We start from the raw sequence: 20607 nt of genomic DNA on the forward strand, positions 1-20607 counted from the left end.
TCAGCGGCGGTGCGGAGTCTTCCGCGCCGTTCGCCGGTCAGGCGTCCCAGTCGTTCTCCGGCTGGGTGTAGCCGTCGGGGATGTCACCGATGCCCTCGTCCGTGGTGGCCTCCTGGCCCTCGCCTTTTCCCGGGCCCCCACCCTTGCCCTGGGACGGCGCGGCGCTTCCGCGGCCGTTCCCGGGCGTGGAGGGCTTCCCCTTGCCGGGTCCCTTGCCCGCCTGCTTCGCCGGGGGAGATCCCTTGGACCTGCCCTGGCCCTTGGACGAGCCCGCACCCTTGGACGCGGCTCCGGTGTGCTTCTTCTCGGGCTTGTCCCGGCCGGATCCGCCGGGCGGTCTCCGACCGACCCCGTCCGCCGGCCCGCCGCGGTCGTCCGTGCGGTGCCCGCCGCCGGCGCCGCCGTACGCGCCGCTCCCGGTGTTCGTCACGGGCCGGGTGGTGGTGGTCTTCTCCGCCCCGCGGCTCTCGGTCCGCTTGCCGGCCTTGGCGGCCTCGGTGGTCTTCGCGGCCTCGGCGGTTTTGGTCGCGAAGACCGTCACCGTGGGGGTGCTCACCACGGCGGTCCCCCTCGGGTCGGCCGGGTGCCGGGCGGTGGCGAACGCGACGGCGCCGGCCGCCAGGCCGACGAACAGGACGAGAGCCCCGGAGCCCGCCGCCAGCGCCCAGGGCCTGCGGTGTCCGCCCGCCGGTACGGCGGCGGGCACCGGGGCCGGCGTCGGGGTCACCCCGGGCAGGGGAGTGGGCGCGGGCGTCGGCGCGGTGGTGTCGAACATCGGCATCAGCCGGGCGAGCCGGGGCGGTTGCCGCGGACGCGGCACCACCGGGCCGGTCACCTGACCGGACGCCACGGCGTGCAGGTGCTGCGCGGCGTAGTCCGCGGTCATCCTGAGGGCCGGGTCCTTGATCAGCAGGCCCTCGATGACCGGCGCCAGCGGGCCGGCGTGGTGCATCGGGCCGGCCTCCTCGTACATAACCGCGGCCAGCGTCGCGAGCGCGTGGCCCCGATGGAACGGCGAGCGGCCCTCGACGGCCATGAACAGCGTCACACCGAGCGACCACAGGTCCGACGCCCGCTGCGCCTGCCGTCCCGCCGCCCGCTCGGGGGCGATGAACGCGGGTGTGCCGATCAGCATGCCGGTGCGGGTGACCGGCGAGTCGTCCTCCATCGCGGCGATGCCGAAGTCCGTCAGCACGACCCGGCCGTCGTCGGCGAGCAGCACGTTGTCGGGTTTGACGTCCCGGTGCAGCACCCCGTTCGCGTGGGCGACGCGCAGCGCGGCCAGCACCTGCGACCCGATCTCCGCCACCCGCCGGGGTGGCAGGGGGCCCTCCTCGCGGATGACCGACCCCAGCGTCCGGGACGGGATCAGTTCGAGGACGATCCAGGGGTAGCCGTTCTCCTCGAAGGCGTCGTACACCGCCGCCACGCTCGGATGGCTCAACCGGCCCGCGGCCCTGGCCTCGCGGAAGGTCCTGATGGTGAAGACCTCCCGCTCCGGGCCGGTGAGCTCGGCCGACGCGAGCAGCTCCTTGACGGCGACCTCCCGTTCGAGCACCTGGTCGACGGCTCGCCACACGGTGCCCATGCCGCCCCGCCCCAGCGGCTCGATCAGGCGATAGCGTCCTGCCACGACACGTTCGGAGGTCTGCGCATCAGCCATGATTGTCGCGCTACCCCTCTTGAGCGAACGCATGCGACATCATCGCTCTTGAGGGGAGAAATCCCCCTCGACCTGCGGATCTTCACCGAATCGTTATTTCGGTCGGAAGGTGCGCGTGAAGGCGTTGAAGTAGGACAAACCGGAAGTCCATCGAGAGTCGGCGACCTGCCAGTAGATGGCGACGCAGCGGCCGTCGTCGAGCCTGAAGACGCGGTCGAGCACCCGCACCCTGCCGGCGTCGGTCCTGTGGGTGAACTCCCAGTCCGCGGAGGGCACACCGAGGTACTCCCCGTTGGTGATGCCGATGCGCTCGTAACCGCGCAGGTATCCCTTCTTGGTCGAGGCCGCCTCGACCGTGCGCACGGCGGTCACCGGATCCGTGGTGTCCCAGGGCGTCAGGTCCACCTGCAGGTAGTCCCGTCCGCGCGGGTCGTGGAAGCGCACCCGGGTGGCCTCCCTGCCGTACGCGACCCAACCGGCCGGCAGGGCGATCGAGAAGCCCAGCGGGTCGCGGTGCGTCTTCCATCCGGCGGGCGGCCTGGCCGCCGTCGGCGTCGGGGGTGCCGGAGACGGCTCCTGCGACGGCTCCTCCAGCGGTGTCCGCGACGGCGGCGCGGACGGCTCGCCGGACGCGTCCCCGGCGGTGCTCGGCCTGGTCGTGGCGCCGGTCGCCCCGGTGTCGGCCGGAGTGGGACCGGCGGCGCCCGAGGTGTGACCGTAATCCGACGGGGTGAGATTCTCGGCGACGGTTCCGTCGCCGTTCAGCTTGGTGTAGCCGTACCAGCCGCCCGCGGCGAGGGCCACGAGCAGCAGCGGTAACAGGACGAACAGGGCCACCCTGGCGGAGCCGCGTCCCGCGCGCCGCGGGCCCGGTGCCGCGGGACCGGCCGGGCCGCCTGATCCGTGGGCATTCGGACCGTGGGCATTCGGACCGAAGCCGTTCGGGCCGTAGCCGTCCGGGCCGGGGTGGGCCCCGCCGCCGCCCGGGTTCGTGGCGAAGCGTCCCGCGCCCGGCCCGGTGATCCCGGGGCCCTCGGGGTGGCCGGTGGCGTGGTCGTTCGGGTAGGCCCCGCCGCCCGGTCCGGTCGCCCCGGGATGAGCGGCGGCCCCCGGCCAGGGCTCGAAACCACCGGACCCGTGCGGCCCGCCGTACGACTGATACGCGCCGGACGGGGTCTGCGGCCACGGGCCGGCGGAAGGCCGCGGCGGCGCGCCGCTCCACGAGCCCGGTTCCGCGGCGGGGGAACCCGGGCCGGCCGGCAGGGCGGCGTTGAGCAGGGCGGCGGCCTCGGCCGCGCCCATGCGCCGGGCCGGATCCTTGTGCAGCAGGCCCTCGAGCACCGGTGTCAGGGCGCCCGCCCGCTGAGGCGGGGCCGGGTCGTCGTGCAGGACGGCCGCCATCGTGGCCACGGGGGAGTTGCGGTCGAACGGTGTCCTGCCCTCGACCGCGGCGTACAGCGTCGCGCCGAGGGACCACAGGTCGGACTCGGGAGTCGCGGGGTGGCCGTTCAGCCGCTCGGGCGGCATGAACGCGGGGGTGCCGACGATGCCCCCGGTCATGGTCAGTCCGCTCTCCTCCGGCATCGTCGCGATGCCGAAGTCCGTCAGCACCACCCGGGTCTCCCCGTTGAGCAGCACGTTCTCCGGCTTGACGTCCCGGTGGAGCACTCCCGCGGCGTGCGCGGTGCACAGCGCGTCGAGCACCTGCAGGCCGATCGCGGCGACCCTGCCGGGCGGGAGGGGGCCCTGCTCACGCAGCACCTGGCCAAGCGACCGCGACTGCACCAGTTGCATCACGATCCAGGGGCGGCCGTCCTCCTCGATCACGTCGTGGACGACGACGACGTTCGGGTGGTCGATGCGGCCCGCCGCGCGCGCCTCGCGGATGGTGCGCCGGTTGAAGGTCTCCCTGTCCTCTTCCGAGGTGGGATGGTAGAGCACCTCTTTCACGGCCACCGTACGGTCGAGCAGGTCGTCGTGGGCACGCCAGACGACGCCCATGCCTCCGCGGCCGATCGGTTCGAGCAGGTGATACCTGCCCGCCACCCGACGCTCCTCGTCCACCCTGCCCTCCTCTAAACCCCCTGAATGGTCCCACAGCCCGGCGCGCGGCCGTCCGTTTTCGATCAGGAGGCGGTGCGCTCGGAGACGGCCTGCCGGCTGATGCCCAGCCCGGCCGCGGCCTCGAGGAGCGCCCGTCCTCGGCGACGGCGACGAACGCCCCGATCGCACCGAGATCGACAGCGGGCGAAGCCGATGCCCAGTCGTTATCGGACGTTATAAAAGGACGATTCGGTCAGACGATTCCACATTGACATGCGGAAACGCCATTGCTCACAGTTTCCATCCGGGTGTGGTTATATTTCGCGGCGTCTTGTCCGGTTTATTCCCTTCTAATACTGTCCGCAGTGACTTTGTCGTTTCCCGGACGGGTGCTCCCCCGAGACATCCCCCCGTCCCCCCGCCTGGAGGCGAGATGCGGTTACGCACGACGTTGTGCGGAAGATCCCCCTACGGCATGGCGCTCGGCGTCGCGGTCCTGGTGTCGGCCGCGCTCACGCTGACGCCCGCGTCCCCCGTGCATGCCGACCCGGCCGGCGCGCGTAAAGCGCCCGATCGATGCAGCACCGACCCGGACGCCCACCTGGGCAAGGTCCCGGCTCCCGAGCAGTTCTTCGGCTTCCCGCTGGGCAAGGGCCAGCCCCGGGTGCTCACGACCGAAGAGATCAAGAAGTACGTGGAAGCCGTGGGAGGCGCCTCGGACCGCGTGGTCACGGGCACCGTGGCGCACAGCGTGACCGGCCAGGACCTGCCGTACGCCATCGTGTCGAATTCCCACAACATGGTCCCGGGGCAGCTCAAGAAGATCGCGGACCAGATCCGTTCGCTGCGCGACCCGAGGTCGTTGCGGGCGGACAAGGCGGCGCGCATCGCCGACGATTCGCCGGCCATCGTCTGGATCGCCGGCAACGTGCACGGCGGCGAGAAGAGCGGCGCCGACGCCGCGCTCAAGACCCTGTACGAGCTGGCCGACGGCCTGTCCTGCGACGTCGCCAAGCGCAACGACAACCTGGTCACGGTCATCATGCCGACCCAGAACCCGGACGGCCGCGATGCGAGCCGCAGGACGAACGAGTACGGCTTCGACCTCAACCGGGACTGGTTCGCCCGCACCCAGCCGGAGACCGACGGCAAGATCGAGATGCTGCGTCAGTATCCGCCGCAGGTCTTCGTCGACGCGCACGAGATGGGCGGGCGGCAGTACTTCTTCCCGCCCAACGCCGACCCGATCCACCATGAGATCGCCGACCAGCCGGTGAACTGGATCAACCGCATCGGCGCGGCGAACGCGGCGGGCTTCGGCTACAACGGCGCCTGCGCCGGCGCGGTCACCACCGAGTGCTACTTCAACTACGCGACGTACGACCTGTTCTACATGGGCTACGGCGACAGCGTCCCGGCCGCGGGCTTCGGCGCGGCCGGGATGACGTTCGAGAAGGGCAGCTCGTCGGCGGTCGAGGACCGGGTGCAGCAGCAGTTCAACACCCAGTGGGCGACGACGGGCTGGGCCGCCGACAACCGGCGCGAGGTCCTGAACGGCTACTACTCGATCTGGCGGACCGCGCTCGCCGAGGGGGCCGCCGGGGCGCTGGAGCCGAACGAGGTCGTCCAGCCGGCCAACGCCGTCCGGTTCCCGGTGCCCGGCATCACGATCCGGTCGTACTTCCTGCTGCCCGACCGGCAGCTCGGCGACGTGCGCCGGCTGGTCGAGCGGCTGCGCCGCATGGACGTCGAGGTCTACCGGGTGAGCAAGCCCGTGAAGGTGCCCTCCGCGCGGGTCTTCGGCGGCCGGACGGCCAGTGACGTGACCGTCCCCGAGGGGGCCTACTGGATCCCGATGGACCAGCCGCAGAAGCACTGGATCCAGGCGGTCATGGGGGAGGACCCGTACGTCCCGTTCCCCTACTTCTACGACGTCTCCTCGTGGAGCAACCCGCTGCTCGCGGGCGTGAACACCATCTCCACCGGCGACGTGCTGTCGCCGAAGGCCGACCTCGTCAAGACCGTCGACGGCGGCGTGGCCTCCGCCGCGCCCCGGGGCGGGTCGTACTCCTACCCGATGGACTCGGCCGCCGCGTCCGAGTTGACCTTCCGGCTGCTCGGCGCGGGCGTGCCGCTCACGCGTGACGACCGGACCGGGGTCGTCGGCCTGCCCGCGACGGCGATGAACCGCGGCGAGCTGGACAAGCTGGCCCGCTCGCTCGGCGTGACGGTCGAGGGCGCCGCCGCCCCGGCCTCCGGCGCCGCGCTGCGCGCCCCCGATGTCGGCCTGTTCGCCGGCACCGGCGTCTCCACCACCTCTGGCTCGTACGGCGAGGCCCGCTACGTGCTCGGCGACCGCTGGGGCCTTCGGCTCACGCCGGTGACCACGGCCGACATCAACGGCAACACCCCGGCCTTCACCGGGCGGACCGTCCTGCTCGTCCCGGACGGCAGCAGCGCGAACGGCGGGCTGACCGCGCAGGGCCTGGCCAACCTCAGGCAGTGGGTGGCCGCCGGCGGCACGTACGTCGGGCTGCGCAACGAGGGCACCCGGGTCGCCAGGTCCGCGGGCCTGACCTCGACGACCGAGAAGGCCAAGCCGACCGGCTACCAGGTCATCGGCTCGCACTTCCGGGTGGACGTGACCCAGGGCAGCCCGGTGTCGCTCGGCCGTCCGGCGGAGGACTTCCAGTTCAACAACGGCGACCCGATCCTCAACCCCAGCCAGACCGGGGTGAACGTGCTCACCTACCCCTCGGACGACACGTTCTGGTCCAACGGCTACACGGTGGGCGCCGAGGCGCTCAAGGGCACGGCCTCGCTCGTCGACGAGCCGACCGGCGCGGGACACGCCGTGCTGTTCGCGTACAACCCGCTCTTCAGGGCGTACAACGAGAACGGCATCCACCTCCTCGCCAACGCGCTGCTGTATCCGGCGGGCGCGCCGCAGGCGAAGCAGCGCATCGCTTCGGCACTGCCGGAGACGGAGTCCCTGCGCAGCGCCGCGGCGACGGCGCAGGAGCCGCCGAACCTCGGCGGGGAGTGGCGGCCGATCGTCATCCAGGTGGCCGACGCCGACCTCGCGCGGACGCGGGCGGTGGTCGAGCGCTACACGGACACGGCGCTGACCGCGTCCGCGGACGGCTCGTCCTACATCACGATCCCGAACCCCGACGGGCTGTCCGCCGATGAGCACCCGTTCGTCCGCGACCTGGTCCGCGACCTCGGCGCGGCGGGCATCCCGCTCCGCTCCGTCGTCGCCTGATCTCACGTAAAGAACCGGACCGGGCGGCCGGCCTCGGCCGCCCGGTCCCTCGAAAGGACTCTCATGACATCGTCCCGTTCGCGCCGGGCGGCGCGGATCGGCGGCGCGGCCCTCGCGGCCGCGCTGCTCACCGCGACCCAGGCGAACATCGCTCTCGCGGCTCCCGGCAACCCCGGGGAGCCGCGCTACTCCGCCGGCGCCCCCTCCCTCGGCGACCCGTACTTCCCCGACCAGGGCAACGGCGGCTACGACGTGCGGCACTACGACGTCACCTTCGCCTACGACCCCGCCACCAGGGTCATGGACGCCACGACGGTGATCACCGCGGTCGCCACCCAGGACCTGGACCGGTTCAACCTGGACTTCCGCGGCCCGCGGATCACGTCGCTGAAGGTCGGCAAGCACCCGGCCGGCTTCACCCGCGACGGTCAGGAGCTCGTCGTCACCCCGCGGCCGAAGCTCAAGACCGGCGAGGTCTTCACGGTCACGGTGACGTACGCGGGGACGCCGCCGGTCGTCACCGACCCCGACGGCTCGATCGAGGGCTGGGTGCCGACCGACGACGGCGTGTTCGTGCCGGGCGAGCCGCAGGGCGCGCCCGCGTGGCTGCCGTCGAACGACAGCCCGGCCGACAAGGCGACGTTCACCTTCCGGGCGACGGTCCCCGAGGGCGTCACGGTGGTCGGCAACGGCCGCCTGGTGTCCAAGACGACCGCGAACGGCGAGACGACGTTCGTCTGGGACTCGGCCGAGCCGATGGCGACCTACCTCGCCACGGTGACCCTGGGGAACTTCGTCGTCAACGAGACGACGACGCCCGGCGGCATCCCGGTCTACACGGCGGTGGACCCGCGCCTGGTGACCCAGTCGGCCGCGGCCGTCGCGCGGATCCCCGACATCCTGGACTACTTCTCCTCGATCTTCGGGCCGTACCCCTTCGACCAGGCGGGCGCCATCATCGACCGCGCGCCGGACGTCGGCTACGCGCTGGAGAGCCAGACCAAGCCGATCTTCTCCAGCGCGCCGAGCGTCGGCACGATGGCGCACGAGCTCGCGCACCAGTGGTACGGCGACAGCGTGAGCGTCGGCAAGTGGTCCGACATCTGGCTGAACGAGGGCTTCGCGACATACGCGACCTGGCTGTGGACCGAGCACACCGGAGGCGCCACCGCGCAGCAGACGTTCAACAGCGCCGGCAACTACGGCCGGGCGGCGACCTCGTCGTTCTGGCAGATCGTCACGGCCGACCCCGGGCCCGAGGACATGTTCGGCAACGTGCCGTACAACCGCGGCGCGATGACGCTGCACGCGCTGCGCGGCAAGATCGGCGACTCCGCCTTCTTCTCGCTGATCAAGGACTGGGCGGCGCGGCACCGGTACGGCAACACGAGCACCGCCGACTTCATCCGCGCGGCGGAGAAGGTCTCGGGCATGGACCTCAAGGCGTTCTTCGACGTGTGGCTCTACCAGAAGGGCAAGCCCGCCTCCTGGTGATCCCGCGCCGGCGGCTCCCCGGCCGGGGAGCCGCCGGTGGTCCGGGCGGCGGGGTCATGCCCGCAGATGCAGGGCGAGCTGGATGCGGTCGCGCAGGCCCAGCTTGCGCAGCACGCTGGACACATGGTTCTTGACCGTGCCCTCGGTGATGAGCAGGTGCGCCGCGATCTCCCTGTTGGCGGCTCCGGCGGCGACCATCCGCGCCACCTCCACCTCGCGAGCCGACAGCAACTCTTGCCCGCGGAAGGCGACCGGGCTCACCGGCAGGTGCCGCAGCTCGGCGACCAGGCGGGCCGCCACCGGGCTGCCCAGCACGGTCTCTCCGCGGCTCACCCGGTGCACGGCCGTGACCAGGTCCTCCGGCGAGCAGTCCTTCAGCAGGTAACCGGTCGCGCCGCCGCGCAGCGCGCCGAAGATGAACTCGTCCTCGTCGAACGTGCTGAGCACGACGACCGCCACCCCCGGGTGCTCGGCGGCCAGGCGGACGATCAGCTCCACGCCGTTCATGCCCGGCATCCGCATGTCCACGAGCGCCACGTCGGGGCGGCACTCGCCGATGACCCGCAGCGCCTCGTGCCCGTCGGCCGCCTCTCCGACGACCTCGACGCCGTCCTCGACCTCCAGCAGCTTGCGCAGCCCCTGGCGCAGCAGCGCCTGGTCGTCCACGAGTACGACCCTGACCGGCGTCATGCCCGCACCCCCGGCGACGGCAGCTCGGCGCGCAGTTCGAACCCGCCGCCCGGTCTGTTGCCACCGGCCAGCGTGCCGCCGAGGGCCCTGGCCCGATCCGCCAGCGACGTCAGCCCGAAGCCGCCGCGCGCCCGGTCGTCCCTGCCCGTTCCGTCGTCGCTGACCACGAGCGCCACCCGGTCGTCGCCGAACGTGAGCGTGCCGTGCACATGCTGCGCCTTCGCGTGCCGTAGCGCGTTCGTGAGCCCCTCCTGCAGCACCCGGTAGAGGACGAGCTCGGTGTCGGCCTCCAGATTCCGCTCCTCGCCCCGCACCTCGAAGCTCACGCTGATGCCGGTGCCGTCGAACGACGCCGCGAGCCGTTCGAGCGCGGCGCTGCCGACGCGGCCGTCCAGCGCGAGCGGCCGCAGCGCGCGCACCCAGCGCCGCGCGTCGGTCAGCGCCTCCACGGTGAGCTCCTTGGCCTGGCGGACCTCCGCCCAGGCGGCCTCGGGGCGGCGCTCGCGGAAGCGCTCGGCGTTCTCCAGGCCCATCTTGATGACGGTCAGGTGGTGGCCGACCGAGTCGTGCATGTCGGCCGCCATCCGGGCCCGCTCCTCGGCGACGGCCAGCTCCCTGATGCGTTCCAGCAGCCCCTGGGCCTCCTCGCGTCTGCGCCGCGCCTCCAGCGTGGACGCCGCCATGCCCAGGACGAACGCGGAGAACACCGCCATGGCGGCGGCTTGGACGACGCCGTCGGTGATCGTCGACCCGAGGAGCGGGGGGACGAACAGGGACCCGGCCACGACGCAGGACAGGATGACCGTCGCGAGGCGCATGCCGTACAGGAAGGCGAGGTCGGCCACCGCGATGAGAATCAGGGGCAGGTGGGTCTGCCACGACCCGGTGAACCCCAGCATGATCGCCGCCGCCAGGAACAGCGGGGCCAGCCAGTGACGGCCCCGCGCCCGATTCCAGGGGAGCACCGGCCAGAGCATCGCGAGCAGCAGGAGATTGCCGCCGAAGAGCACGTAGTCGAGCGGGGTGCCGGTGCCGGTCACGACCCCCTGCGCGAAGCCGAAGGCGAGGATGGCCATCATCGCCCAGAACACGATGTTGAACAGGAACGGCCGGTCGGCGTCGCGAAGCCGGTCGAAACGCGCCATGGTCTCGACCCTAGAGCGATTCGGACCGGACGCAATCGCCCGATGGAACCATGACCGCGGTCATGCCCGCGTCCATCCGCCGGTGGCGCCGCGGGCCGGCGCCCGTTCCGGTGCCCGGCGAGACGGCCTGGGAGCGGCGGGGGCCGCGCCCGCCCGGCGACGAGCGCACGGGCGGGCGCCGCGGGCGTCAGCCGGCGGTGCAGGCGACGGGCGACGGCACGTCACCGGCGCCGTCGGCGGTGAAGCCGAACGACGCGGACGCACCGGCCGCGAGGGCGCCGTTGTAACTCACGTTCTTCGCGGTGACGGCGGCGCCCGACTGGGACACCGAGGCGTTCCACGAGGAGCCGATCGTCTGGCCGTTGCGGAACGACCAGCCCACGGTCCAGCCGGAGATCGCGGTGGTGCGGGTGTTGGTGACCGTCACCTCGGCCTGGAAGCCGCCGGGCCAGGAGTTGACCACCTTGTACGCCGCCGAGCACCCCTGGCCCGCGCCGGGCGAGACCGACGGCGACGGGGACGGCGACGGCGTACGTGAGGGCGAGGCGGACGGCGACGGGGACGGGGACGGCGACTGCGTGCCGCCGCCGGCCGCCTTCAGCACGGTGACCGAGTACGGCGGAAGCGTGATCGAGGTGGCCGACGACGCGCTGCTCGTGCTGATCGAGGTGGCGCCCTTGCGCCACTGCACGACGGTGGCCGCGCCGCCGGGGGAGAAGCCGGAGTAGGACAGCGAGACCGTCGTGGAGTTGTTCAGATCCTTGTTGATCAGTACGACGTTGACGCCGCCGGAGGTCCGCACCGCGTGCGCGGCGAGCAGGGAGCTGGACGAGGAGGTCTTGACCAGGGTGTCACCCGGCGAACCGGCCCTGCCGACCATGGCCAGGCCGTAGTACGGCGGCAGGGGCGTGTTCACGGGGGGCTCCCCGGAGCTGCCCGAGGACAGGATGCCGAAGTCGTTGTAGTCGGCGGTCCCGTCGTCGTTGGTCTTCGGGCTGCTGCTGGTGCCGTTGTGGAGGCTCCACCAGTCGACGTTCATCACCCCGTTCTCGAACCAGGTGAGGTAGCTGTCCGCGGCGCCCAGGGCCGTCGTCGCGCTGTTGAGCTGATAGTTGAGGTTCGCCTCGGTGACCGCGATGCCGATGCCCGACGCTCCGCTCCCGGCGTACTTCGTGAGCAGCGAGCGGATCGTGCTCACCATCGGGGCGATCTGCGAGACCTTCGTCAGGCTGTCGGCCGCCGACGTGGCGCCCGGGTACCAGTGGACGATGACGAAGTCGGCCTTGTCCTTCACGATCGACATGACCGTGTTGTTCCAGTCCGCGGTGTCACCGGAGCCGACGACGCCGTCCGGCCAGCCGCCGGGGGTGGTGAGCACGACGCCCACCTTGATCGAGGAGTCCACGGCCTTCATCGCCGAGATGTACTGCAGGACGTTGTTCGCGTACGCCTTCGGGCTCTTGTCGGAGTGGTTGTCCTGCTCCCAGCCCGAGCCGTAGTGGCCGTTGCCGTAGACCTCGTTGCCGATCTCCCAGTATTTGACGCCGTAGCCCTTGGTGACGTTGGCGTAGCGCACCCAGTCGGCGGCCTCCTGCGCGGTGCCCGTGCCGTAGTTGGCGATGACGACGGGCTGCGCGCCGGCCGAGCGCACCGTGCTCACATAGGTGTCGAAGTCGGTGCCCGGGGCCACGTAGCCGCCCTCGGTGGTGTGCGTTTTCCAGTGGTAGATGTCGCCGTACGACCCGCCGGGGTAGCGGACGGCGGTGAAGCCCGCGTCCCGCAGCAGGCCCGAGATGGGAGAGCTGTTCATGTTCCCGTCGTAGACGGCGACGTTGACGCCGTGCCCGGCGGCCGGGATCGTGCCGAGGCTCGTGCCGGTGTTCACCGACACGGTGGCCGAAGTGGCAGCCGAGGCGGGTGCGGTGACGGCCGTCGCCGCCACCAGGGCCGACGCGGCGGCGAGCACCGCGGACGTCAGCAGGGCCAGGCCGGCGCGCCGCCGGCGGGTGAGCGAGCCGTGCATGGGGGAGCTCCTTCGAGCGGTCGCGCTGTCGCCCTCTCCGGGGGCGAACGTCGAGGGCATCCTTTTGCCTGCCCTGCCGGACGGTCAACGCGAAGGCGGTCCGCAAGACCCTGACCTGGTGCTGAATTCGTTTGGACGTGCAACTTTCATCGGCGGGAGGAGGCCGGCCCGGGCCGTCGGCGGGCGGGGCGGCCCAGCGTGCTCATCCACCCGCTCTGGCCCGCCCGCTGCACGCGTTCCTGCATCGGCGCGACGCCGGCGCCTCGGCTGCGCGTAAGTTCCGCGCCTACTTCCGCACGCGGAAGCGGAGCGTCGTGACGGCGCCCGACTGGGTGTTGCTGAAAGGTTCCAGGTCGATCCTGCCCAGGCTCGGAGGCGAGAAGCGGACGCCGTCGCCGAGGAGCACGGGGAGGACATACACCAGGATCTCGTCGACGAGCCCGCGCCGCAGGCACTGGGCGGCCAGGTCGGCACCGAGGATCTCCAGGTTCTTGTCGCCCGCGGCGCTGCGTGCCGTGGCGACGGCTTCCTCGAGTTCACAGGTGAGGAACGTGACGGCAGGGTCCGGCTCGTCGGGAGGCCTGTGGGTGAGGACGAACTGTGCTCCCCCGTCGTAGGCGGTGCCCTCGGCGGACATGCGCTTGGCGACCTCGTAGGTGCCCCGGCCGATGAGCATGGCGCCCGTGGCCGCCATCACCTCCGGGATCGCGTCCGGAGTCAGGTGCTCGGCGACCCAGCCCATCGCGTGGCCACGACCGGCGATGAAGCCGTCCAGTGACATCGCCCTGTTCACGACCACCTTGCCGGTGCCGGTGCTCACATCACTCATGCGTTTTCTCCGGAGATCTTCAAGCCCGAGACCTGGATCATAGTTCGGCCGGTGGTGGTCACCGCACCAGCCAGAGGGCGGCCTCCGGCTGGGGGACGACGGCGCCCCGGACGGCGTCGTCGTCCCGGCGGAGCACGGCGAGGTGGAGCTCGTGCAGCTCGGCCGACGGGTCGAGGCCGAGCTGGTCGCCGAGCACCGTCGTGGCGCGCCCCCAGGCCGAGATCGCCCCGGCCACATCTCCGCCCAGGTAGTACGCGCGCATCAGGTGCGCCCAGGAGGTCTCCCGGAAGGGGGCGTCGGCCAGCACCTCCAGGATCTCGGGAATGAGGTCCATCGTGCGGCCCAAGCCCAGGCGGGCCTCCACCAGCCGCTCCCGCACCGTCAGATGCAGCTCGCCGAAGGCCGTGAACCGGGACCGCAACAGCTCCGAGGCGGTGCAGTCCTGCCCGATCGGCCCCTGCCACAGCCGGAGGGCCCCGGTGAGCGCTTCCTCGGCCTCGTGGGGCTCCCGGGCGCGCAGCCGGGCGAAGCCCTCGGCGGCGAGCCGCCTGAACATGACCGCGTCCACCTCCTCTGCCATGGCCGGCAGCCGGTAGCCGCCCTCGCCGCCGCCTCCCCGCAGGGTGATCAGGCGGTCGCGCAGGCCCAGGGCGGCCAGCTGGCCACGCAGCCGGGCGACGTGCAGTCTCAGGTTCTTACGGGCAGAGCCGGGCGGGTCCTCCCACAGGTATCTCATCAGTTGTTCCATCGGCACCGACCGCCCCTCTTCGAGCAGGAGCGCGGCGAGCAGTCCCCTCACCGGGGCAGATCCGACGGTCAGGGGTGCGTCGTCGCCGACCTGAACACGTCCCAGTAGGCGGAAGAGCATGTTGTGGCCTTTCTCTGGCACTCGGATGCGGCGGCCTCTTGCGAAGGCCGGTTCACCGGCGGGTGAGGCGGGGAGTTCGTGCCCGGCCGTCCACGCACCGGCTCCGCGGCGTACCGGACGCCGCGACGGGGGCCGGAAGGAGCGGGGAGGCCGGGCGGCGGCGCCCGCTTCCGGTCGCGGCTCATCGGGGGGCGTCGGCGTCGACGCCGGCGGGGGTTCGCCTTCTCACGCGCCCATGGCGACGCGGCGCTCCCACGTCCACGTTGACGGGCCCGGCCGGCTGCTTCTCATCCTGCCGGTGCACGGGACGGACGAGGATAGCCAGTTGGCGGGCATTCGCGGTCGTTAGTGGACAGGCGCCCGCGCGTCAGCAGGGACAGGGGACCACGCGATCCAGGCAGCGAGTGATCTTCTCCAGCGTGCGGGACAGCACCGCTTCGGCCAGGTGATTGTGGCTGACGAGGAAACCGTTCCGGGGACGTACCAGGCCGCTCCACTCGTATCGCGCGGTGGTCGGCGTCACGACGCCCTCCCGTTCGAACGCACGCACGACCCGGTCGACGGGTGCTTCGGGGCGCAGCTCGACGTGCACGTGCGAGCCGGACCGGGTGCCGCCCAGCCGCTCCACAGCCGGGTGGCCGGCGAGGGACTCCACCACGAGTTGGCGCCTGGCCTGGTACGCGTTGCGCAGCCGGTCGACGCGGGCGCGGGTCTCGGCCGAGCCGAGCATCTCGGCCACGGCGCGCTGCGCCACCGCCACGGTGCCCGACTGCCGCAGTGACAGGTGCTCGGCCAGCTGCCGCAGCCGGCGCCCGCGCGCGAGGATGTACCCGGTGCACACGACGTCCGGGAGCACCCGGCACAGGCAGCCCACGTAGACGGCCTCGTCGGTGCGGCCGCGGCTCAGGTCCCACAGCGACTGCGGCCGGATCGTCTCGGTGAAGTCGTGGTCCCGGTCGTCCTCCACGATCAGCGCGCCGCGCGCGACCGCCAGCTCGATCAGCGCGCGCCGCCGCGCCAGGGACAGCTCCACTCCCAGCGGCATCTGGTGGGAGGGGCGCACCACGACCGCCCCCACGGTGGGGGGCACGGCCTCCACCAGGGCTCCGTCCGCGTCCACGGGCACGGGCACGGGAGCGACGTCGCGCTGGCGCAGCAGCCGGATCACCGTGGGCAGGCAGGGGTCCTCGACCGCCGCGAGGGTGCCCGGCTGTATCGCGACCGCCGCCACCAGGTCCAGCGACTGGCGGGCCCCGGTGGTGATCAGCACGTTCTCCGGATCGGCATCCAGGCCGCGTGTCGCCCGCAGGTGCGCGGCCACCGCACGGCGCAGCACCGCCTCGCCGGGCCCCTCCACCACGTCCGGGATCCGGTGCGCGGCCCGGCGCCACGCGGCCCGCCACACAGGCACCGGAAAGTCCTCTCCGGACGGCTGGTCGGGGGACAGATCGACGAGGGCCCGGCGGGCCGGTTCCGCGGGCGGCCTTTCCCGGTAGGGCTCCCCGGCGGCCTTCTCCGCCCGCTTGACGTAGGTCCCCGACCTCCGCCTGCTCTCGATCAGGTCCTCTGCTTCCAGGACGCGGTAGGCCTCCTGCACCACCGGCCGGGACACCTCCAGCAGCTCGGCGAGGGTCCGGCTGGACGGCAGGCGCGTGTCCGGCGGCAGGCGGCCGTCCTGCACGGCCTGCCGCAGCTGTCTGGCCAGTTGCGCCGCCATCGACTCGGCAGAACCACGTGCCAGCTCGACATAGATCGACAGAGTCGTCGACGTCCGCATCATGCCCCTTCGGCTCTCCACAAACTACGGGTCTCGCACGGGTGACGCCGCGGCCGGCGGGGCGGGAGGTCCGCTGGGTTACGCCGGCCTCTGGTCTGCGCCGGCTTCGCGGAACGGCCACTCCACCGTCGCGGCTCCCGAAACAGGCAATCTCAGCCGACTTTCAGTTCGCTTACAAAAGCGTTGCAAAGAGCGGGAGACCTTGAGCGTGCCGCATCGGGATGTCCGCAGGTGTGCCGAACGCGGCCCGCGCGGGCGCGGCCTGCCGTTTGCGGGGAGGCCGCCGCTCAGGAGGGCTGCATGAGGCAGGTCAGAGCACGTTCTAGCGCCGCGGGCGTCGCGACGGGCGACGGCCAGGAGACTCTGACCAAATGGCCGGGGCCCGGCCGCAACGTGGCGCCGTAGCGGTCCAGCTCCCAGAGCCACACCTCCTGGGCAGGTTCCCCCGTCAGCCTCTCCGCCGTCTCCCTCAACTGCTGCAAGTGGGACTCGTTGACGTGGCGCACCATGCGTTCGGCCAGGGGAAGCAACGGGTCGGGAGCCGAGGCGAGGTAACTCTCGGCGTCGAGGATGCCCGACTCCTGTCCGGTCAGGTAAATCACGTGGCAGACGTCGACGCGCAGCAGCTCGGGACCGCAGCCCTCGACGGCCGCGAACAGGCCCTCGTCGGGGCACGCCTCCGCGATGGCGACGGCGGCGGCGCGCGTCTCCGCCGCGGGCACGGGCTGCGTCCACCCTCGCACCTTCAGCAGGGCACGGGGCCTCTCGACCCCGCCGACCTCCCTGCTCGCCGTGAGGTCGACGGTCACCAGGGTCTCCGCGGGCGCGGCGTACAGGGTCTCGCCCGGCTTCACCAGCAGGACCGGCCGCCCTCTGTCGTCCACGCCGCCGCGGGCGGCGGCCGCGGGTACGTCGGACCCGGCGACGGAGACGTGTGTGGGCGCCGCCAGGGCCGCGAGCGTGCGTACGCGTTCGGGGGCGGGAGCGGCGGTGACCGGGTGGCGCATGGGAGCTCCTTGATTAAGTAGGTTAGGCTTACCTTAGTAAGGGCTACCTAACTTGAGAAGAGGGGTCATGCGATACACGGGACCGAAGGTGCGGCTGTCGCGGCGGGCGGGCGTTCCGCTCACCCGTAAGGCGGTGAAGTACTTCGAGGCCCGGCCCTACCCGCCGGGGGAGCACGGCCGTAAGACCAGCCGGCGCAACACCGGCGACTACGGCATGCGGCTGCTGGAGAAGCAGAAGCTCCGCTGGTACTACGACGTGTCGGAACGTCAGCTCCGCCGCTACTGGGACCTCGCCGTCCGCCGCCCCGGCCGGTCGGGGGAGGAACTGGTGGCGCTGCTGGAGACCCGGCTCGCCTCGCTCGTCCTGCGGGCCGGTCTGGCGCCGTCGATCTACGCCGCCCGGCAGTACGTGAACCACGGGCACATCACCGTTGACGGCCGCAAGGTGGACATCCCGAGCTACCAGGTCAAGCCGGGCCAGTCGGTGGGCGTACGGGACCGGTCGGCCGGGAGGCAGCCGTTCGTGGCCGCCGCCGAGGGCACGTACGCGGACGATCGGACGGCCCCTTACCTCGACGTCGACCACCGGGGGCTGAACTTCACCCTGCTGCGGCGCCCCGCGCGCGAGGAAATCGTGGTCCCGGTGGACGAGCAGCTCGTGGTCGAGTACTACTCCCGCTGACGCCCCGGCCTCTCCCTCGTTTCCGACATTGGCTGGACCTTCAACGTTCAAGCCAACGCGCTGACACGCCTCGGCGAGAGGCAGGCCACGGGCTGTACGGCCAGCGCGACCCGGAGACCGTGCTGCGCCTCGTGGAGAGCGCCGAGCGGATCGCGGGCGGGCCGACGGCTCACCTGCTCGCTACCCGGGCGAAGGCGCTGAGCGTGCTGGGCAGGCACGACGAGGCGCGTGACACGGTGACCGCCCTTGTCGCTCTCGCGGCCGGCGGCGTCGAATGTGACACGTTCGGCTTCTGGGAGCCCGACCAGATCCACTTCGCGCAGAGCTGGGTGTTCGCCGGGGCCGGCGACGAGGCGGCGGCGGATCGCGCCAGGGAGCAGGTGCTCGCCACGACTCGCGACTACCAGTACGACGCCAACGTCCGCCTGCACGAGGCGCTCTGCACCGTCTCCAAGGGAGGAGTGGACACAGGCATGCGCCAGGCCGCCACCGTGATCACCACTCTTCCGGCCGCTTATCGCAGCCACCACATCGTGCAGACCGGACACCTGGTGCTGCGGGCCATACCGGTGGACCAGCGAGGCCGTAGGACTGTCGGCGAGTTCCGCGAACTCCTCGGGGTAGGCGCCGGAGTCGTTACGGCCTGATCGGCGGCCAGGGGGTCACGGCGTCCGGAAGCCGCGGAACGTCACGCGCCTGCGGACCGTGAAGCCGAGCCGCTCGTAGAGTCTGATCGCGCCGATGTTGGCATCGGAGACGTGGAGGAACGGGCGCTCGTTCCGGGACGTGATTCGTGTGACCAGGGCGCGCACCAGGCGGGCGGCATGACCTCGCCCGCGGGCTTCGGGGGCGGTGCAGACGGCGCTGATCTCGGTCCATCCGGGCGGGTGGAGTCGTTCGCCCGCCATGGCGGCCAAGGCGCCGTTCTCGCGAACACCCAGATAGGCGCCGAGTTCACGAGTGCGGGGCCAGAACGGCCCCGGCCGGGTCCGCCCGGTGAGCTCGAGCATCTCGGGCACGTCGTCGGCGCCCAGCTCGACGATCTCCGGATCGGTCTCGGCATCGGCGCGGCCGGGCGGGCTGCCCGCGGGACGGATCATCTGGAAGCCGCCGAAGCGGAAGACCGGCTCCCAGTCCGCGGGCGGGGTGGCCGGGCAGCTGAACAGGTCGGCGAGCTCGCCACGGCCGAGCAGCCGTGCGAGGTCCGCCCACTCCGCCGGGTCGGGGTCGGCGGACACCGTGGAGAAGGTCGCGACCTCCGGGAGGTAACCGGCCGCCCTGCCGGACCGGCGGGCCAGGTGCGTGTGGTGGCCGCGGAGCGACTCGCCGACAGGGTCGTCGAGTGCGACGGCGTCGCGGTCGATCATCGCCCAGTGCCTTCCACTCGTGCCTTCCGTGCCGGGCCGCGACCTGCGTCCAGCCGCAGTCTAGCCAGGCGGTTTCCGACCTGGTGTCCGCGCCTCGTCGTCCGGGTGACGCGTGAAAAGGCCAGGACCGTCGCCACCCCGGCCACCCCAGCGGGCCGGTGGCCCTTGAACCTCACGTCGGGGGAGGTCGTAGCGTTTCCGGCGTGAGCGGGGCAGACGACGCCGGACGACGGTGGTCCATCGGAGAACTGGCGCGGGCGGCCGGGACGACCGTCCGCGCGCTGCACCACTACGACGAGATAGGGCTGCTCGTCGCGAGCGAGCGCACGGCCGCCGGACATCGCCGGTACACCACCCGCGACCTGCGCCGGCTCTACCGCGTACGGGCACTGCGCGGGCTCGGGCTGCCGCTGGAGGAGGTCGCGGCCGTCCTCGCGGGCACGGCGGACGACCCGGAGTCGCTGCGCGACCTGCTGGCTGAGCAGTTGCGCAGGCTCGACGAGCACGCCGAGCGGATCGGCGTGCTGCGGCAGCGGATCGGTGACCTGCTCCGGCAGGCCGACGACCCGTACGGCCCCGATCCGGATCGGTTGATGACGACGTTGGAGGTCGTGTCGGTGTTCGAGACATATTTCACTGAAGAGCAGCGTGGCCGGCTCGCCGAGCGCAGGGACGCGCTGGGCCCCGAAGGCGTCGAGGACGCCAGGCGCGAGTGGGCCGGCCTCGTCGAGGAGGGCCTGCGGCACCTGGCCGGCGGCACCCCCGCGGACGACCCGCGGGCCCGGGACCTCGTACGCCGCTGGGACGCGCTGGCGGGCCGGTTCCACCCGGAGGGACCCGCGGGCGCGGAGACCGCGGCGGCGGCCCGCAGGATGTGGCGGGACAACAGCGCGGAGATCGGAGGGACCCTGCCCTGGCCGGCCGAGCGGATGGCCGGCCTGGTCGCCTACCTGGGGGAGGCCCGCCGGGCGGGCTGAGCCCGCCACCACGGCGGACACGGTGCTTCACCCCGGTCCCGCCGCGTCCGCGGTGGAGGCGGAGCCGGCCACGCCGGGTGCCGGAGGCGGCCCTCGGTGCGGGGTGAACCTTTCACGGGGTCCGCCGCGTCTCCCGAGCACCGGATCCGGCGGGGAACGGGAGCGTTGACCCGCCGGAAGGACCGGCCTACCGTGCGGGTCGCACGCCCCCGTCCCTGTCGTCCGCCGGAGGTCCCGTGTTCCGCACCGCAGCAGCGCGCCTCGTCCCCCTGGCCGCCGCCGCCCTCGTGGCGGCCACCGCGCTGCCCGCCTCGGCCGAGGTCGTCGACCCCGCTCCCATCGCCCCCCACCAGTACTTCTACGGCTTCGTCAATGGTCAGACCGGTCACGCGACCATCAAGATGGCGTGCTTCGGGCCGGTGTACCCCGGACAGACCGGTCATCCGCTCGCCGGGCAGAGTGTGGAGGTGCGGCCCCTTGCGATCTCGTCGTCGGCGGCGAGCGCCGGCTACACCGGCGGCGGTGGCACCACGATCGCGGTGGACCTGGGCGACACGTCGACCGTCGCGAGGGCGCTCGCGCTGCGCTACTACGGGGTCAAGGCGGAGATCCCGGTCACCGCGACGCTGCCGTGCTACGGGTCGGGGAAGGTGACGTTCACGCCGGTGCCCACCAGCTGGACCGCCCGTGCGGCGACCGTCCTGGTCGACTACGTCGGCCAGCCCTGACCTCGCATCGCGCCGCCACCCTGCCGTGACCCCGGTACGTCGCGACGCC

Annotated in this window: 16 protein-coding genes; 6 read left to right on the top strand and 10 right to left on the bottom strand. The window is 72.3% G+C overall.

The window, feature by feature from the left end:
- Positions 1–37 precede the first annotated feature (37 nt).
- Positions 38–1663 carry a protein kinase domain-containing protein gene (locus ACQPZZ_RS14910; protein WP_432932477.1) on the bottom strand — a complete coding sequence of 542 codons (1626 nt, stop codon included), beginning with the start codon at positions 1661–1663 and terminating at the stop codon, positions 38–40.
- Positions 1664–1756: 93 nt separating this feature from the next.
- Positions 1757–3727, bottom strand: a complete 1971-nt coding sequence (locus tag ACQPZZ_RS14915; RefSeq protein ID WP_432932479.1) for a protein kinase domain-containing protein — start codon at positions 3725–3727, stop codon at positions 1757–1759.
- A gap of 412 nt (positions 3728–4139) precedes the next feature.
- Here ACQPZZ_RS14915 and ACQPZZ_RS14920 point away from each other — a divergent pair, with 412 nt between their 5' ends.
- Both ACQPZZ_RS14920 and ACQPZZ_RS14925 read left to right on the top strand, forming a co-directional pair.
- On the top strand, positions 4140–6971 hold the full coding sequence (locus ACQPZZ_RS14920; RefSeq protein ID WP_432932481.1) for a M14 family zinc carboxypeptidase: 2832 nt from the start codon (positions 4140–4142) through the stop codon (positions 6969–6971).
- A 63-nt stretch (positions 6972–7034) separates the two neighbouring features.
- Complete coding sequence (locus ACQPZZ_RS14925; protein ID WP_432932483.1) at positions 7035–8465, top strand: M1 family metallopeptidase; 1431 nt, start codon at positions 7035–7037, stop codon at positions 8463–8465.
- Between the two features lie 54 nt (positions 8466–8519).
- Here the strand turns inward: ACQPZZ_RS14925 and ACQPZZ_RS14930 are convergent, their stop codons facing one another.
- From ACQPZZ_RS14930 to ACQPZZ_RS14960, 7 genes are all read right to left on the bottom strand, one after another.
- The gene (locus ACQPZZ_RS14930) at positions 8520–9155 is read right to left on the bottom strand and encodes a response regulator (protein WP_432932485.1); all 636 of its coding nucleotides are present in this window, start codon (positions 9153–9155) and stop codon (positions 8520–8522) included.
- The gene (locus ACQPZZ_RS14935; RefSeq protein ID WP_432932487.1) at positions 9152–10300 is read right to left on the bottom strand and encodes a sensor histidine kinase; all 1149 of its coding nucleotides are present in this window, start codon (positions 10298–10300) and stop codon (positions 9152–9154) included. The genes ACQPZZ_RS14930 and ACQPZZ_RS14935 overlap by 4 nt, the downstream gene beginning before the upstream one ends.
- Positions 10301–10487: 187 nt before the next feature.
- The gene (locus tag ACQPZZ_RS14940) at positions 10488–12323 is read right to left on the bottom strand and encodes a cellulose binding domain-containing protein (protein ID WP_432932489.1); all 1836 of its coding nucleotides are present in this window, start codon (positions 12321–12323) and stop codon (positions 10488–10490) included.
- Between the two features lie 286 nt (positions 12324–12609).
- The gene (locus tag ACQPZZ_RS14945; protein WP_432932491.1) at positions 12610–13152 is read right to left on the bottom strand and encodes a dihydrofolate reductase family protein; all 543 of its coding nucleotides are present in this window, start codon (positions 13150–13152) and stop codon (positions 12610–12612) included.
- A gap of 58 nt (positions 13153–13210) precedes the next feature.
- Positions 13211–13951: an AfsR/SARP family transcriptional regulator gene (locus ACQPZZ_RS14950; protein ID WP_432932493.1), complete on the bottom strand. Its 741-nt coding sequence runs from the start codon at positions 13949–13951 to the stop codon at positions 13211–13213.
- Between the two features lie 436 nt (positions 13952–14387).
- Positions 14388–15800: a PLP-dependent aminotransferase family protein gene (locus ACQPZZ_RS14955; protein ID WP_432932495.1), complete on the bottom strand. Its 1413-nt coding sequence runs from the start codon at positions 15798–15800 to the stop codon at positions 14388–14390.
- A gap of 284 nt (positions 15801–16084) precedes the next feature.
- A complete protein-coding gene (locus ACQPZZ_RS14960) occupies positions 16085–16804 on the bottom strand; it encodes a DUF2470 domain-containing protein (protein ID WP_432932497.1) in 720 nt (239 codons plus the stop codon).
- 67 nt (positions 16805–16871) lie between these two features.
- On the opposite strand from ACQPZZ_RS14960, the gene rpsD reads away from it, so the two are divergent.
- Together rpsD and ACQPZZ_RS14970 are read left to right on the top strand one after the other, a co-directional pair.
- On the top strand, positions 16872–17486 hold the full coding sequence (gene rpsD, locus ACQPZZ_RS14965; RefSeq protein ID WP_432932499.1) for a 30S ribosomal protein S4: 615 nt from the start codon (positions 16872–16874) through the stop codon (positions 17484–17486).
- Positions 17487–17605: 119 nt separating this feature from the next.
- A complete protein-coding gene (locus ACQPZZ_RS14970) occupies positions 17606–18133 on the top strand; it encodes a hypothetical protein (protein ID WP_432932501.1) in 528 nt (175 codons plus the stop codon).
- Positions 18134–18148: 15 nt separating this feature from the next.
- Here the strand turns inward: ACQPZZ_RS14970 and ACQPZZ_RS14975 are convergent, their stop codons facing one another.
- On the bottom strand, positions 18149–18853 hold the full coding sequence (locus tag ACQPZZ_RS14975) for a GNAT family N-acetyltransferase (RefSeq protein WP_432932503.1): 705 nt from the start codon (positions 18851–18853) through the stop codon (positions 18149–18151).
- A 203-nt stretch (positions 18854–19056) separates the two neighbouring features.
- Here ACQPZZ_RS14975 and ACQPZZ_RS14980 point away from each other — a divergent pair, with 203 nt between their 5' ends.
- Complete coding sequence (locus ACQPZZ_RS14980; protein ID WP_432932505.1) at positions 19057–19830, top strand: MerR family transcriptional regulator; 774 nt, start codon at positions 19057–19059, stop codon at positions 19828–19830.
- A gap of 236 nt (positions 19831–20066) precedes the next feature.
- On the top strand, positions 20067–20558 hold the full coding sequence (locus ACQPZZ_RS14985) for a hypothetical protein (RefSeq protein ID WP_363636737.1): 492 nt from the start codon (positions 20067–20069) through the stop codon (positions 20556–20558).
- Positions 20559–20607: the final 49 nt, after the last annotated feature.

Source organism: Microbispora sp. CA-135349 (genome assembly GCF_050947365.1).
In the GTDB taxonomy this organism is placed as follows: domain Bacteria; phylum Actinomycetota; class Actinomycetes; order Streptosporangiales; family Streptosporangiaceae; genus Microbispora.

Coding starts and splice junctions, on each gene's coding strand:
- rpsD (WP_432932499.1), top strand. CDS start 16,872: ATGCGATACACGGGACCGAAGGTGCGGCTGTCGCGGCGGGCGGGCGTT.
- ACQPZZ_RS14920 (WP_432932481.1), top strand. CDS start 4,140: ATGCGGTTACGCACGACGTTGTGCGGAAGATCCCCCTACGGCATGGCG.
- ACQPZZ_RS14960 (WP_432932497.1), bottom strand. CDS start 16,804: ATGCGCCACCCGGTCACCGCCGCTCCCGCCCCCGAACGCGTACGCACG.
- ACQPZZ_RS14945 (WP_432932491.1), bottom strand. CDS start 13,152: ATGAGTGATGTGAGCACCGGCACCGGCAAGGTGGTCGTGAACAGGGCG.
- ACQPZZ_RS14940 (WP_432932489.1), bottom strand. CDS start 12,323: ATGCACGGCTCGCTCACCCGCCGGCGGCGCGCCGGCCTGGCCCTGCTG.
- ACQPZZ_RS14955 (WP_432932495.1), bottom strand. CDS start 15,800: ATGATGCGGACGTCGACGACTCTGTCGATCTATGTCGAGCTGGCACGT.
- ACQPZZ_RS14935 (WP_432932487.1), bottom strand. CDS start 10,300: ATGGCGCGTTTCGACCGGCTTCGCGACGCCGACCGGCCGTTCCTGTTC.
- ACQPZZ_RS14910 (WP_432932477.1), bottom strand. CDS start 1,663: ATGGCTGATGCGCAGACCTCCGAACGTGTCGTGGCAGGACGCTATCGC.
- ACQPZZ_RS14925 (WP_432932483.1), top strand. CDS start 7,035: ATGACATCGTCCCGTTCGCGCCGGGCGGCGCGGATCGGCGGCGCGGCC.
- ACQPZZ_RS14930 (WP_432932485.1), bottom strand. CDS start 9,155: ATGACGCCGGTCAGGGTCGTACTCGTGGACGACCAGGCGCTGCTGCGC.
- ACQPZZ_RS14975 (WP_432932503.1), bottom strand. CDS start 18,853: ATGATCGACCGCGACGCCGTCGCACTCGACGACCCTGTCGGCGAGTCG.